10 protein-coding genes are annotated in these 14,343 nt (G+C 61.3%); 7 read left to right on the plus strand and 3 right to left on the minus strand.

Annotation, left to right across the window (positions count from 1 at the left end; translation table 11 throughout):
• The first annotated feature begins 151 nt into the window (after positions 1 to 151).
• The 6 genes from B7X90_RS03600 to tssH are packed head-to-tail and all read left to right on the plus strand — an operon-like array spanning position 152 to position 7,550.
• Entirely contained in the window at positions 152 to 532 is a 381-nt protein-coding gene (locus tag B7X90_RS03600; protein WP_292621742.1) for a type VI secretion system tube protein Hcp, read from the plus strand.
• A gap of 54 nt (positions 533 to 586) precedes the next feature.
• Positions 587 to 1,402: a type VI secretion system accessory protein TagJ gene (locus B7X90_RS03605; RefSeq protein ID WP_292621743.1), complete on the plus strand. Its 816-nt coding sequence runs from the start codon at positions 587 to 589 to the stop codon at positions 1,400 to 1,402.
• Complete coding sequence (gene tssE, locus B7X90_RS03610) at positions 1,402 to 1,944, plus strand: type VI secretion system baseplate subunit TssE (RefSeq protein WP_292621745.1); 543 nt, start codon at positions 1,402 to 1,404, stop codon at positions 1,942 to 1,944. Before B7X90_RS03605 ends, tssE begins: the two co-directional genes overlap by 1 nt.
• Positions 1,945 to 1,948: 4 nt before the next feature.
• The gene (gene tssF / locus B7X90_RS03615) at positions 1,949 to 3,811 is read left to right on the plus strand and encodes a type VI secretion system baseplate subunit TssF (protein WP_292621746.1); all 1,863 of its coding nucleotides are present in this window, start codon (positions 1,949 to 1,951) and stop codon (positions 3,809 to 3,811) included.
• Complete coding sequence (gene tssG, locus B7X90_RS03620) at positions 3,775 to 4,899, plus strand: type VI secretion system baseplate subunit TssG (RefSeq protein WP_292621747.1); 1,125 nt, start codon at positions 3,775 to 3,777, stop codon at positions 4,897 to 4,899. Before tssF ends, tssG begins: the two co-directional genes overlap by 37 nt.
• Complete coding sequence (tssH, locus tag B7X90_RS03625; RefSeq protein ID WP_292621749.1) at positions 4,896 to 7,550, plus strand: type VI secretion system ATPase TssH; 2,655 nt, start codon at positions 4,896 to 4,898, stop codon at positions 7,548 to 7,550. Before tssG ends, tssH begins: the two co-directional genes overlap by 4 nt.
• A gap of 57 nt (positions 7,551 to 7,607) precedes the next feature.
• Here tssH and B7X90_RS03630 read toward each other — a convergent pair whose 3' ends face one another.
• Both B7X90_RS03630 and B7X90_RS03635 read right to left on the minus strand, forming a co-directional pair.
• A complete protein-coding gene (locus B7X90_RS03630; RefSeq protein WP_292621750.1) occupies positions 7,608 to 7,925 on the minus strand; it encodes a hypothetical protein in 318 nt (105 codons plus the stop codon).
• On the minus strand, positions 7,925 to 9,631 hold the full coding sequence (locus B7X90_RS03635) for a hypothetical protein (RefSeq protein ID WP_292621751.1): 1,707 nt from the start codon (positions 9,629 to 9,631) through the stop codon (positions 7,925 to 7,927). The genes B7X90_RS03630 and B7X90_RS03635 overlap by 1 nt, the downstream gene beginning before the upstream one ends.
• 129 nt (positions 9,632 to 9,760) lie before the next feature.
• On the opposite strand from B7X90_RS03635, the gene B7X90_RS03640 reads away from it, so the two are divergent.
• Positions 9,761 to 11,188 (plus strand): class I SAM-dependent methyltransferase, encoded by a 1,428-nt coding sequence (locus tag B7X90_RS03640; RefSeq protein ID WP_292621752.1) that lies wholly within the window; start codon positions 9,761 to 9,763, stop codon positions 11,186 to 11,188.
• A 3-nt stretch (positions 11,189 to 11,191) separates the two neighbouring features.
• Here the strand turns inward: B7X90_RS03640 and B7X90_RS03645 are convergent, their stop codons facing one another.
• Positions 11,192 to 14,317, minus strand: a complete 3,126-nt coding sequence (locus B7X90_RS03645; RefSeq protein ID WP_292621754.1) for a Dyp-type peroxidase — start codon at positions 14,315 to 14,317, stop codon at positions 11,192 to 11,194.
• Positions 14,318 to 14,343 lie beyond the last annotated feature (26 nt).

Here is a 14,343-nt window from a genome sequence, read left to right on the forward strand (position 1 = left end):
TCGGATCAACGGTGGTTCCGCCCGGAAGTTTTTGAGTGCCAATCAGTCTTCAGGGCTGAACGTCGTTCGGGATCGCAACCAGTTGATCGAGTTTATAGGAGACGGAACGTGGCAGCAGACATCTTTCTCAAGCTGACGAACATCAAGGGCGATGCAGAACGGTGGCGACTGGGCAACCGGCGGTGGCGGCGGTGCCGGCAAGGTATCGTTCAACGACATGTCCATCCAAAAGCGTTGTGACCTTTCCACGCCTTCACTGATGCAAGCCTGCGCCAAGGGCGAGCACATCGGTGATGGCGTGCTGACCGTGCGCAAGGCCGGTGGCAATCAGGAAGAGTTCTACAAGATCACCTTGAAGAACATTCTCGTGTCGAGCATCATGAACACCGGCGCAGATGGTGGCAATCCGATGGAATCGGTTTCGCTGAACTTTGCTGAAATCAAGTTCGACTACAAGGAACAGACCGAAAAGGGCGGCCTTGGTGGCGTGGCCAAGTTCGGCTGGGACCTCAAGAAGAACATCGCAGTCTGATGCGACACCCGGCCTTGCGCCGGGCGCACTTTATAAGGACTGGGGGCGGTCATCATGGAAAATCCGGACGCGTTGCTGCGTGACGGCGATTTGGACGGGGCGCGTGCTGCCCTTGTTGACATCGTCCGCACGCGACCGGGTGATGACAAGGCCCGCATGTTCCTTTTCCAGTTACTGTGCGTTACCGGCGAATGGGACAAGGCCCGCAAGCAATTGCAGGCACTTGCTCAAGTAGCCGATAACGCACAGATGCTGGCTGCGACGTACAATCAGGCCATTGATGCCGAATTGCTGCGCGCTGATGTCTTTGCGGGCAAGGCCGATATGCCGGTCCTTGTCGGCATGGGCGGCTGGGTTGAAGGCGTGGCGCAAGCGATCTCGCTCGGTGCAAAGGGGCAGCTTGCCGAAGCTGCGGGCTTGCGCGATGAAGCCTTTGAGCAGGCACCCGATACTCTTGGAACTCTGGAAACAGCTAGCGCGGAGGCCCAGTCGTTTGACTGGATCGCCGATGCCGACACGCGTTTTGGCCCGTCTTTCGAAGCCATCGTCGCGGGGCGCTATGGCCTCGTCCCGTTCGATGCAGTCGTGTCGATCAAGTCGGAGGGGCCACAGGATTTGCGCGATACGGTCTGGTATCCGGTGCAACTCGCGCTCAAATCCGGCCAGTCCATCGCGGCTTTTCTGCCTGCGCGCTATCCCGGTAGTGAAGCTGCCACTTCAGCCGCGATCCGGTTGGGCCGTCAGACCGAATGGGCCGAATTGGGCAACGGCGACGCTGCGCTCGAAGTAGGTCTTGGGCAGCGGCTATGGAGCCTGTCTGATGGGGAAGACACCGGATTGCTCGACCTGCGCAAGCTAACCTTCGATTGATGGCGCGCAGTCCTGCCCAGCCTACGCTCAATCCCACCCTTTTTGACAAGCTGGTGGCGGGCAATGACATCGGAGGGATGCGTGGCGAGGAAATAGAGCAGGCGGAAGAACGCCGGGAATCGCTGCGGTTCCTCTCGGTTCCTGCTATCGAACGCTTCAACGAATCCGCACTTCGGGCCACGGTCAGACGTGAACTTGCTTGGTTGCTCAATACAACCAACCTCGAATCGAGTGTGGACCTTGAGAACTACCCACAAGTGCGCACCAGCGTGCTTAACTACGGCGTGTCCGACCTTGCCGGAAAATCGCTGAGCAGCCGCGCTGTCTTGCGCCGGGCACGCGAAATTCGCGATGCGGTGCAGGCCTTTGAGCCTCGCATAGATCCAGCCTCGCTCAATGTCGAACTCTCCGGCAAGGTAGAGCGTGAGAATTCGCTGACTTTCCTGATAGAAGCGGACGTGCGTTCGGCCCTGCGCGCCATTCCGATAAAGCTGCGCACCGATGTGGAGGCCGATTCCTCTGCGGTAACGGTGCGGGAGTAGCGCGATGGATCCCCGCCTGCTCCGCTTTTACAACGAAGAATTGACCTATTTGCGCGAATCTGCGCGCGAATTCGGCGAAGAGCACGAAACTGTCGCCTCCCGTCTTGGTCTGAAGACGCCCAATGATCCTGATCCTTATGTCGAACGCCTGCTCGAAGGCGTCGCATATCTTTCGGCGCGGGTTCAGCTGAAGATTTCTGACCAGTATCCTGAATTTACGCAGCACCTTCTGGCCGCCGTGCAGCCGCACTACCTAGCGCCAGTGCCTTCAATCTGCATCGCCGGGTTCGAGCCGAAGGACGGTGATCCCTTGCTGGCCGAAGGGTACGCAGTGCCGCGCCAGACAGAACTTGTGGCGATGACGGATGAGCAGGGCGCAAGCCCTGTAACCTTCCGCACCGGTCACGAGGTTACGCTCTATCCCCTGCGTATCAGTGAAGTTGAATATCTCGGCTCGCGTACTGCGGTCGCCAGCTTCGCCGCCGGCGCCGGAACCCATGCCGAAGCAGGCTTGCGGCTGCGCTTTGAAGGTGTAGGTGCGATCCCGCTCGAAAAGCTGAGCATCACCGACCTGCCGATCTACCTTGATGGTTCGGAAACGATCCCTGGCGAACTCTACCGCCAGATCATTGGCGAAAGCGTGGCTGTGCTGGCCAAGCCCGCCAAGTCCGCTTCGGCCACACCGGTAAAGTTGCCGCTGCCCGAACAAGCGGGATTTGAAAAGGATCAGGCGCTGCTGCCCGCGGAAGAGCGGTCGTTTCGAGGCTATCGTCTGCTTACCGAATACTTCGCCTGCCCTGAGCGCTTTCTGTTTGCGAAGCTCAAAGGTCTCAACAAGGCCTTTGCTGCGGCAGACGGCGGTGCGGTCGATGTGGTGCTTTTGTTCAACCGCAATTCCCCGGCATTGGCGGGGGCACTTTCGCCATCGAACTTCCGTCTGTTTGCTACGCCCGCGATCAACCTGTTCGAAAAGCAGCTGGGTCGCGTGCAGGTTGATCCGGCGGGGCATGAATTTCTGCTCATGCCAGATCGTACGCGCCCGCTCGATTTCGAAGTCTGGCGCATTCTCGATATTGCAGCCCACATGCGCGAGGCGACCGAACCGCGCCCGGTCGCCCCGCTCTATGCGCTTGGTGCCTTGCTGTATGATTGGCGCGATGCGCTGTTCTTCGTCCCTCGGCTCAAGCTGCGCCGGCTTTCCACCCGCGAACAGCGCCGTTTGCGCCGTGATGACTATACCGGCACGGAAACGTGGATTTCGCTGACCTCGGCGGGCAATCCCGAACGTTTGGCGGACATCAAGGAACTGGCAGTCCGCGCGCTGGTGACCAATCGTGAACTGCCTGCAAAGTTGACCTTCCGGGGCAGCGAACACTTCGTCCCGCCTGGTGGTCCGGTGCGCGCGGTAAGCGTTTTGCGCAGCCCAAGCCGTCCGCGCCCGCCACTGGGGCTGGACGATGCCGCCTGGCGGATCATCGCACACCTTACGCCCAATTATGCTACGCTTGTGCCCGAAGACGGCAATGACCCTTCGATGCTGCGCGATCATCTCGCGCTCTATGGCCCGCGCGACAATGCAGCGCTCAGGCGGCAGATTGATGGGATTGCCTCGGTCAATTCACGCCCTGTGGTGCGTCGCGTGCCGGGGCGTGGGGCCATGGCGGTGGCGCGCGGCAGTCGCATCACGCTTACGCTCGATGATGCTTCTTTCGAGAATTCACGACTCTTCCTTTTCTCCGCCGTGGTGGAACGGTTCCTTGCCGATTTCACCTCCGTCAACAGCTTCACCGAAACAATCGTCCGCACCCCGGGCGAAGGAACGATAATGTCATGGCCGCCCCGGATCGGACGCAAACACACGATCTGATCGACTGGTCGGCGGAGATCGCCGAACTGAACCGCAGCGGGCTGTTTGCCGTGCTGCGTCGGGCCGAGGCACGGGCGGCTGACAAGCCGCGCATTGGTGCGGCGAGGCGGCCTGCACAATCGATCGTCGATCTCGCGCAGGAGCCGTCGCTGGGTTTTGCGCCGCGCACGCTCGCCCAGCTTGAATTTCGCCATGGACGCCCGCGCCTCTATGGCGAATGGTTGGGGCTGCTCGGGCCGATGGGGCCTATGCCGATCCACCTGACCGAATTTGCGGTCTATGAACGTCGCTACGCCAAGCAGCAGCCGTTCCTTGATTGGTTGAACACCATTTCCGGGCGGATGCTGCAACTGTTCTACCGTGCCTGGGCGGAATCGCAGCCCGCCGCGCAGGCAGACCGACCGGCAGATGATCGCTTCGCCGAATGGCTTGGCGCTCTGTCTGGCGCGTGCGAAGGAGCGGATGCTGAGCCGGGAAGGGGCAGCTCGTTTCACGCCCGCGCGCGCCTGCACTATGCCGCTGTCTTTGCAGGGCCGCGCAGCGCAGTGGCGATTGAGGATGCGCTTAGCCATCTGCTCCGCCAGCCTGCACAGGTCGTAGAATTTGTCCCGCGCTGGCGCGATCTTGAGCGTGAGGATTGCACCCGGCTTGGCCGTAGTTACGCCACACTTGGGCAGGACACGGTGCTGGGCGGGCGGATATACAGCGCATCTGACGCATTCCGCGTGGTCGTGCGCGCGCAGAACCACGCGGACTATCTGTCACTGATGCCCGGAGGTACACGTTTTGCGGTCGCGGCCGAGGCGATTGAGGCGTTCAAGCCGACGCATCTTGAATGGGACCTTTGCGTCGAATTGGCAGACGAACACGCGCCGCCTGCACGGCTTGATGGCAAGACGCGGCTCGGCTGGTCCGGCTGGGTGAAACCGCGTGGCTCGGCCATCGCCGCCATCGCGCGGCGCCGCCGCAAACTCGGATCGGCCACCGGTTCCGAAGCAGTGACCGCTCAAACGCATTCCACCGGCCCGATCCGGGCCGATGCACATCTTCGCAAGACAAGCTTGATGAAAAGGAAACCGTCGACATGACCGGGATTACCTACGAAGCCATGTTTGGGCGCCTGAATTCGACGGCGCGCAAGGCCATTGCGGAAACGGCCTTCGCCTTCTGCAAGATGCGCGGAAATCCGGAGGTGCAGCTGGTGCACTGGATGCACGTCCTGCTTCAGAATTCGCAGAATGACGTCGCAGCGATCCGTGCCGCCTTTGGCCTTTCGGAAGAAGCGTTGCAGCGCGACATGGTGACTCGACTGGATGCCTTACCGCGTGGGGCTAAATCGATCTCGGATATTTCGCTGCAAATCGGCGAAGCGATACGGGCAGGCTGGGTCTGCGCCTCGTTACAGTTCGGGGCAGGACGGGTGCGCACCGGGCACCTGCTGCTTGGAATGTTGGCAGACGATAAGTTGAAGAACGTGTTGTTCGCGATCAGTTCGGAATTCCGCAAGGTCCATGCTGAACGGCTTGCCGATCAGTTCGAGCAAATTTGCGCAGCCAGCAGCGAATCGACCCAAACGGAAGGTGCTGTGGCAGCAGGCGGCGCCAGCGGTGAGGCCGGTCCCGGCCCGGTCGCCGATGGTGAGGCGCTCACCAAATTCTCGGTCGACCTGACCCAACAGGCACGCGATGGCAAGATTGACCGCATCGTCGGGCGCGACAGCGAAATCCGCCAATGCGTCGACATCCTGCTGCGCCGCCGTCAAAACAACCCGATCCTCGTGGGCGAGGCGGGCGTGGGCAAGACCGCCGTCGTCGAAGGCTTTGCCAAGCGCATTGTCGATGGGGATGTGCCGCCCTCGCTGCAGGGCGTAACGCTGCGCAGCCTCGACATCGGCCTGATGCAGGCGGGTGCGAGCATGAAGGGCGAGTTTGAAAAGCGTCTGCGTCAGGTGATTGACGAGGTTGAGGCGAGCCCCACCCCGATTGTCCTGTTCATCGACGAGGCGCATACCCTGATCGGGGCGGGCGGTCAGGCTGGGACTGGCGATGCCGCCAATTTGCTCAAGCCTGCATTGGCGCGTGGAAACCTGCGGACCATCGCGGCGACGACTTATGCCGAGTACCGCCAGTACTTCGAGAAAGACCCGGCGCTGACCCGGCGGTTCCAGACCGTGGACGTGGCCGAGCCTGAGACGGACAAGGCCGTGGCAATGATCCGCTCGGTCGCGCCGATGATGGAAAAGCACCACAATGTCGTCGTGCTGGACGAGGCGGTGGAGGCGGCGGTCAAGCTGTCGCAGCGCTATGTCCCGGCGCGGCAATTGCCGGACAAGGCGGTGAGCCTGCTTGATACCGCGTGCGCGCGTGTAGCCGTGTCGCAGCATTCGACCCCGGCGCAGGTTGAAGATCGCAAGCGGCGGTTGGAACTGTTGGAAGTGGAGCGCGAAATTGCGCTGCGTGAAGCAGGCGGCCAGTACACCAGCGGCGAACGCCTGCCCAAGCTGGACGAAGCGATTGCCGAAGCCACGACCGCGCTGGAAGAGGTCAACGCCAAGTGGAAGCGTGAGAAGGAAGCGCTAATCGGTGTGGTGGCCGCGCGCGATGCGCTGACCGAAGCGCGCAAAGCCGCGGGCGATGAACCAGTCGAAGGTGAAGACGCGCTCAAGGAAGCACTGAAGGCTGCACTTGGCGTGATGGCCGAAGCGCACGGCGACAATCCGATGGTGTTCGGCGTGGTCGATCAGGACGCGATTGCGGCAGTTGTCGGAGACTGGACCGGCATCCCGATGGGCCGCATGGTCAAGAACGAGATCGAAAGCGTCCTGACAATTTCTGACCAGCTGAAAAAGCGGGTGATCGGGCAGGACCACGCGATGGATTCCATCGCCAAGCGTATCCAGACCAGCCGTGCAAAGCTCGACAATCCGAACAAGCCGGTGGGCGTGTTCATGCTCTGCGGCCCATCGGGTGTGGGCAAGACCGAGACGGCGATGGTGCTATCCGAACTGCTGTTCAGCGGCGATGACTCGCTGATTGTCATCAACATGAGCGAGTTTCAGGAAGCGCACACCGTTTCGACGCTCAAGGGCGCGCCTGCGGGCTATGTTGGTTACGGACAGGGCGGTGTTCTTACCGAAGCGGTTCGCCGTCGTCCCTATTCGGTGGTACTGCTCGATGAAGTGGAAAAAGCCCACCCCGACGTCCACGAGATGTTCTTCCAAGTCTTCGACAAGGGCTTCATGAACGACGCCGAAGGGCGCTACATCGACTTCAAGAACACACTGATCCTGCTCACCAGCAACGTCGGCACTGACCTCATCACCACGATGAGCGAGGACGAGGAAATGAAACCTGAACCGGAAGCGCTGGCCACCGCCCTCCGCCCCGAACTGCTGAAGGTTTTCCCGCCCGCACTGCTGGGCCGCCTGATCGTGCTGCCCTACTATCCCCTCAGCCCCACGATGTTGCAGGGCATCGTGCGCATCCAGTTGAATCGTATCGTCAAACGCATCGCCGACAGCCATGGCATCGCGTTCAACTACAGCCAGGAGGTGGTCGAAATGATCGTCTCACGCTGCAACGAAGTGGCCAGCGGCGGCCGCCTGATCGACGCGATCCTGACCAACACCATGCTGCCTGATCTTTCCATCGAGCTGCTGAACAAGCAGATGAACGGGGAAGAGGTGAAGGTGATTGATGTGACCGTAGAAGGAGAAGGGTTCGGATATCGGTTTGGGTGAAACGGGCCAACCCCTTAGGTGTCAAGGCAGGCGAGCTGCGTCGCCTGCCGCGGCCGTTCAGTCGTCAAGATAGTTAAATGAAAGATCGGCGGCTATTCTATCAATTTCGTCCAGTTGCGCAGCCATTTTGGGGTGCAAGTCGAGATTGATGCCAATAGCGTCGAGGTCTTTGCCGTCTGGCACTACATCCAAAAGCCGGGAGACGATTTCCAGCGGGTCACCAGCTTTCAACCGTGATTTTAGATCAGCTGCTCGTCGTTCGATTGCTTGCGCGGCATAAGTGCCGGCTGGTTCGCCCGCAGCTGCTAGTCGACGAAACTGAAGCGCCAAGTCTTCCATCGCGGCGAACAAATTTGGTATACTGTTTTCCGACATCAGTTACCCCATCCCGTAGAGATCGCATCGTTGACGCTGACCGCTGTGGCAGAGTTCTTGTCTTGCGCAATCCATAGCTGGTTACCCCCACCGGAAAGCACGTTTTTGCCATCTGATGACATCTGGGGAGCCGCTTCACCACTCCACACTTTCAGCCCGCCTTTGGGCACGGTATATTCGACATAAGCGCCATCACCGTTCCATTCGCCTCTCACAGCAGCGCCCGACCGCCATTGCGCTTCCGACATCTTGGCGGGGTTCTGCGTCGTCCAGAATGCACCATTAGGATTGCTTTCTGCGTCGATCACCCGGTAAATCTTGGTGCCTTCCGGTAGTGTCTTTGGTTCGGGATAGGATTTGAACGTTTTCACAGCCCAGCCCGGAGCATCAGGATAGCCGTTTTTGCTAAGTGTCTTGTTTTCGCGCAGTTTTGCTCTGCGTATTTCTCGAAGTACGCTTGCGGTTGGGCGTTCGGCACCTTTTTCGGTTTTGGTCGAGCGGGCACCAAAAGTTGCAACTGGCTTTTTTGATTTGGTCGCGCGTGACGTCCCGTCTGGTGGGCGTTTTGCTTTGCCAGTTGTCGTTCGGTCTGTCTTTGCCACGCTAACTTTGCCAGAACTCGCACCACCCTTCCTCGGCACAAATCGCCCGACGATAGCCATCAGCAAGTCCGGTCCCATCGCACCGAGCGCTTCGCCATAGGCCTTTGCGGCAACCTCCAGTTCGGCATCGGTCTTTGAATTTTGTGCCTGAATCGTGGCAAGCACGAATGCGCCAATACCCTGCACCGCTTTCAGCCCGCCATTGGCCCAGCCCAACAGGACCAGCGTGGTGTTGACCGCAGCGCCGGTAAGCGGATTGGTGTTGGCCAGCGCCACACCGGCGGCAATCGCGATCATGATCGCTATGCTTTCGGGTTGCAGAAACGCTTCGACAGCACCTTTGATGGCGGTGCCTCCTGCCTTGACCGCATAAGGTGTGCTGCGCTTCAGCGCCTCGCCGATCCGGTCGAGCGAACCCATCTTGCCCACAGGCGTTTCGGCATCGGGGCGTGACGCCACCCTTGCTGCGGCTGCCGCCTGCCCGATGACGGCTGCATCAAGCGTGCCCTGCGTGATCTGCTGCGCAAGGAACCGGCGCAAGTTTGCGCCCTGCAATTTGGCTTTGCCATCGGGATAGAGCCTGCCAGCCTGGCGGTCCAGTTGCCGCGCAGTTTCATCACTGTCGCGCAACTGGCCCAGCACGCCGACGGCCTCTGCCGGGCTGAAATAGGGCAGGACTTCTGGTGGCAGCCCGCCTTTGCGCGCAATCAGCAGGCGGCGCTGGTTTGTGCCGACGTTCACCGCGCCGGTTGTGATACTGGCCAGATCTGCCGGACTGAGGGGCATTTTTGGCGTCCGCAGCAGCACAGCTTCGATCGACTTTGCGCTGAGTTCGCGCTGCACCGAGCGGACAAGATCTATCGGCGTGAATGTTTCCGGCGGGCGGGCCGGGAACACGTTCTGCCATTGTGCGCGCAATTGCATGATCGCAGGCTTGTCTTGCGCCAATGTGCGGATGGTCGAATCACGGCGCTGATCGTCGCTCGCCTTGAGCATGACGGAGGGCAGCGTGCCTCTGCGCGCGATCAGCAGAATGCCGCTACTGCGTCTGATCTCGATCAGTTTCAACAGCTGCCCCATCCATCCGGCGAAAGGCCCGATCACCCAGAACCACTCTTGCCGCGCATTTGTTGGCGTTCATGTGCGCAAATTCACAGCTTTGGCATCAAGTTCGCACTTGAACACTCATCGGCGTACCGCGCAAGGTGGACGCAGCCCATTGGGAATCATTTCGTGCCAGAACAGGATGTGCGCTTGACCACCCCCTATGATCGCGTCGCTTATCCCACGACGATTTTTACGCAGACCAATCCAGAGCGTTTGGCGGTGCTGGCGCGGCTGGCCGGGCTTGATCCTGTGCCGCCAGAGCAATCGCGCATTCTTGAGATCGGCGGGGGCAATTGCGTCAATCTGATCGCAATGGCGGCCATGTGGCCGGGCTGCGATGCGCATGGCTTTGACTTGTCTGAAAACGCCATTGCGCGCGGGCAGGAGATAGCCGGTGCTGCGGGCCTCGCAAATGTCACGCTGGCGGTTGAGGACATCTGTGAAGCGCATCATCGCTATGCGGCAGGTTCTTTTGATTATGTGATCGCACATGGCGTCTATGCTTGGGTGCCCGACCACGTGCGCGAAGCGACGATGCGGCTTGCTGCCCACGTGCTGTCAGACCGGGGCGTGGCGTTTATCAGCTACAATGCCATGCCCGGCGGGCATGTGCGCATGATCATGCGCGAGATGTTGCTGGATGCCATTGGCGAGATCGATGAACCGGAACAGCGCATCGCCGCCGTGCGCGATTTCCTCGAGGACTATGCCCGCGCGCGTGACGATGACGAGCCGCTGGCCAAGACCTTGCGCCAACAGGCCGAGAACATGTTGTTGCGCCCCGATGCAGTGCTGTTCCACGATGAGCTTGGGCCGTGCTTCCATCCGCAGCGTCTGCTGGATGTTGCAGATGTGGCCCATGCGAACGGTCTGATCTTCCTGACCGATGCAGGGCGCAACCGCCAGCTTGATGGCTTTCTGCCCGAAGGTGGCGAAGTTCCAGAAGACGCCGAAGGTGCCGTCCTGCTTGCCGCATCACGCGATGACTATGCGTCGCTGCGCTATTTCCGGCAAAGCCTGTTTGTGAAGCAGGTGCCAGATCGCACGATTGACGCCACGCGGATTGCCGATGCGTGGATTTCCACGCGGGTCAGGCGGCAGGATGACGGCACGTTCAAGCATGGCGAGGATGTTATCGTCATTACAGACGATGCGCTGGCCGATGGTCTTGCGAAGGTTGCCGCCATCTATCCGCACCGCGTTCCGCTCAGCAGCCTGACGGAAGACCCAGCGTTGCTGCGGGTTATCCTGCAACTCTACACCGAATGGTACGTCAATCTCCATCCCGGCCCGGCAGTGTTCCCAGCCAAACCGGGAGATCGGCCTTGTTCGGGCGCACTGGTGCGCGGGATGTTGGCGCTGGGCGAGGCCACGCTATGCACGTTGGACCATGGGGTGCTGAAGGTTGAGCAGCCCGAACTGCGGGCATTGTTGATGGCAGCCGACGGAACTCGTACAGTCGAAGAGATTGCAGCGCTCGATACCGGCATTCCGCCTGAGGACACGCTGGCCGCGCTTACGGCAAGTTGTGCAAGGGCACTGATGCAGGCCTGATTTTCAGGACTTCGCAAGGCCCGGTCCGTCGGGAGTGTCCTCCAGTGCACTGCCGGCAAGGAACCACAGCGCATGGCGGCCCGGCATGAAGAAATACCCGCCGCCGCGCAGGGTTATATGGCTTTGCAGATTGGCCAGTTCCAGCGGCGCATTGCGACCGTGGATGGTGAAGCGCGCCTTGAGCGCGGCGGCCGTATCGCCACGGTGCATACCGAACGGGTCCGGCTCCTGCTCCAGCCCGTGGAAGGTGGGCGATGCGACCCAGGTCTGCTGAACAAATTCGAACTGCCGTTCCAGATCGGCGTTGAAGCACATGAACAGCGTGCCCTTTGCGGTCTGGCCATCATCGTCGAGATAGGGGCGTCCGCGCCGCAGCAGTCGGTGGCGGTTGGTGACTGACAGCTCTACCGGATCGGTTTGGGCCAAACTGTCACGCGGAAAGCTGCGCCGGATATGCGAGCCGAAGGGGCAACGCAGCCCTTGGGCGTCTGAGTCTTTGTAGAGGAACCCGTTGCGCCGCACCGCATCCGCGCCACTGCGGAACGATGGCGTGAAGGGGTGGTCGACCAAGGCTGAGCCATCGCGCCAACGGCCCAGCATCTTGGCGGCGATCCACTCGCTGGTGCGATGCGGATTGCCGTCATGCGGGTTGATCACGTCGTTCTGGCGGCAGACGTGCTGCGTGGCTTTGTCCAGTTGCTGGCGGAAGCCTTCGACGTCCTGCTCCAGCTGGCGGATCACCAGATAGCTGCCGTTGCGGCCGAAATCGCGGGCGGGCACATCGCCTTGTGAGAAGTCCGGGAATTCGAGCGGCTGGCCCTGCGGCGGGGCGGGCAGGAGGCGACGCTTCAGGCCGGGGGCAAGGCTCTTGCGCTCCACCAGCGGAGAAGGCGGGAAGTAGCCACGGTTATCGGTATAACCGAGGATGAACTCTCCCGGCTGAACACCGTGGACCGGATCGGGAGCGCCGTGCCGTCCTGGGAAACCGGCGACCAACGGTTGCGAAACGCCATCAACGAAACCGAATGGCTCGGCCGATAGCTCGTCGCTCGTATCGGCCCGCGCGTGCGTGAAGGCGCGCGTCGCTGCCGGGGCGGAGAGGCTGTTGTCGTCTGCGTCCCACGCCTCGCGGAACTTGGCGACATCGAACGAATTGATGCCGGTGCGGATCTGGGTTGTGACGGACAGGCCGTGGCTTTCGGCCTCGGCAATGATCTGTGCAAAGCCTGCCGCCACGCCCTCGTCGCGGGCATAGAGTAGCAGGGTGGCGTGGGTTTCGTCGTCGGCCCAGTCGAGCGCAGCGGGATCGGCCAGCGCGCGCTTGCGGCTCACATGCGTCATGCCAAGGGCAAAAGCGGCAGGGAAGCCTTGGTCGGTGCCATCGCCTTCCAACGCCAGTTCTTCGTCAAGGCCCAACAGGCGCAGGCCAGAGGCAGAGAAGGCGATGTTGCACACAAGGCTTTCGGGCGGCTTATCGCCAAAGGCCAAGCCATCGCGCGCGATCAGCCCGGCGAGCCACGTTTGAACGTGGGCGTGCGGATGGTTGCCCTCGCTGGGGCGCGGAGGTCCGAAATTCAGGCCGATCACCATGCTGTGCGGATGACGGCGCAATCCGCCAAACATCAGCGTCTGGATTTCCTCATATTGCAGGCCATAGGTCGGACGCGGGATGGATCCGAACAGGTCGAGCCACGCTTCGGCTTCCGAAGGGCAATTCTCCAACCGCTCACAATGGAGCAGGCCGCTGACGATCAGCGCGTGCTTGCGCATGGCCGTGGTCGAAAGATCGGGGTAGGCGGTGAACCAGAAGGGCGTGGGCTGCATCGATCCGCGTGCAAAGCGCTTCATCCGGTCGCCATCGGCGGCACCATCGAAGAACAGCAGGCGTGTTGATGGAAAGCCTTCGGAACTGCTCCATGCGGCGGTGACGCCTTCGGAGGCCTTGGTGATGAAGTCCTCAAGATAGCTTTCCCAACTGCCGTCGTAGTTGGAAAAGAACACCAGTTGCCGCGTACCGGGCAGCACTACCCAGCGCGCAGCATGGATCGTGCCGATAGTGGCAAGAAAGCCGCGCCGCATCACCCCGATCCGGGCCATCGTCGCCACGGCAATGAAGGCCAGCGGCAGCGACAGCTTGCGGATCAGCGCGGGGCGCAGCCGCGTGATGCTGACCATGTGGTTCTGCACGACGCCCGGCGCGTTCTCCTTGGCCATCATCGCGCCCAGCGCGGCGGCTGATGGGGTGCGATCAATCGGCGTATTGGCCTTCTCATCGCGACGGAGCAGCAGCGCAATCACCGCCAGAATCTTTGCTGCGAACAGCACCATCGGGACAATTGCCCCAATCAGTGCAGAGACGGCGCTTTCGCCGACCAGCATCAGGATGCAGACGGACACCACATAGGGTAGGACCAGCAGCGGCAGCCACAGCGCCTTGGCGCCCCACAGCGCGCGCCCGATCCAGCCCATCGTCCACCGCGTCCGCTGGAATTCAAGCCACGGCGCGTCGCTGGTATCGCAAAAGGCCAGCGCGGGCGGTTGCTTGTCGGGCAGGGCGGCCAGCTCGGTTTTCAGGCCCTCTGCTACCGCCTTCAGCAGCGTTTGTGGCCCTTGCATGGATGATCGTTCGCGCGCGTGGCCGATGATTTCACGCGCCCGTTCCACGATCTTGCGGTTCTGGTCTATCGCCGTGACGCCCAGTCCCGGTAGTCCGTTGAACGGCAGGCCCAACAACCGCCCTGGCCAGCGCAAGGGTGACTGGCTGATGGCATGGCTGTGCTTTTTCAACAGCGGCAGGACCGCCGTTTCCCTGTCGATCCCGCTGGTCAACCGCAGGACGGGCAGCAAGTGCTTGGCGGCGTGTTGCGCGATCAGTTCGATTGCGGTGTCGGTGCTGCCGTCGACGGTCGCTTCGATCACCAGATGCGCTGGCTTGCCCGGCGCTTCGGGGGCAACTGCATGGATGCTGGCGAAGTGAACCACACCGGTTGCCAGCAAAGCCTCGCGCATGGCCTTGCCCGCCGGATTGCCCAGTTCGGCGACTTCGCGCGCTACATCTCCGGTATCACACCATTCGGACTTGTCGCCGAAGGGGATGGCGATGGTGATGAAATCCTGCGAAAGGCTCACGCTTAGGGTCCTTGGGCTGTATCGAC

It is taken from the genome of Novosphingobium sp. 17-62-19 (assembly GCF_002256775.1).
Classification (GTDB): Bacteria; Pseudomonadota; Alphaproteobacteria; order Sphingomonadales; family Sphingomonadaceae; genus Novosphingobium.

Bases quoted from the DNA above. Each gene is read 5' to 3' on its own strand.
- tssG (WP_292621747.1), top strand. From the start codon at position 3,775: ATGGCCGCCCCGGATCGGACGCAAACACACGATCTGATCGACTGGTCG.
- B7X90_RS03600 (WP_292621742.1), top strand. From the start codon at position 152: ATGCAGAACGGTGGCGACTGGGCAACCGGCGGTGGCGGCGGTGCCGGC.
- tssE (WP_292621745.1), top strand. From the start codon at position 1,402: ATGGCGCGCAGTCCTGCCCAGCCTACGCTCAATCCCACCCTTTTTGAC.
- tssH (WP_292621749.1), top strand. From the start codon at position 4,896: ATGACCGGGATTACCTACGAAGCCATGTTTGGGCGCCTGAATTCGACG.
- tssF (WP_292621746.1), top strand. From the start codon at position 1,949: ATGGATCCCCGCCTGCTCCGCTTTTACAACGAAGAATTGACCTATTTG.
- B7X90_RS03605 (WP_292621743.1), top strand. From the start codon at position 587: ATGGAAAATCCGGACGCGTTGCTGCGTGACGGCGATTTGGACGGGGCG.
- B7X90_RS03630 (WP_292621750.1), bottom strand. From the start codon at position 7,925: ATGTCGGAAAACAGTATACCAAATTTGTTCGCCGCGATGGAAGACTTG.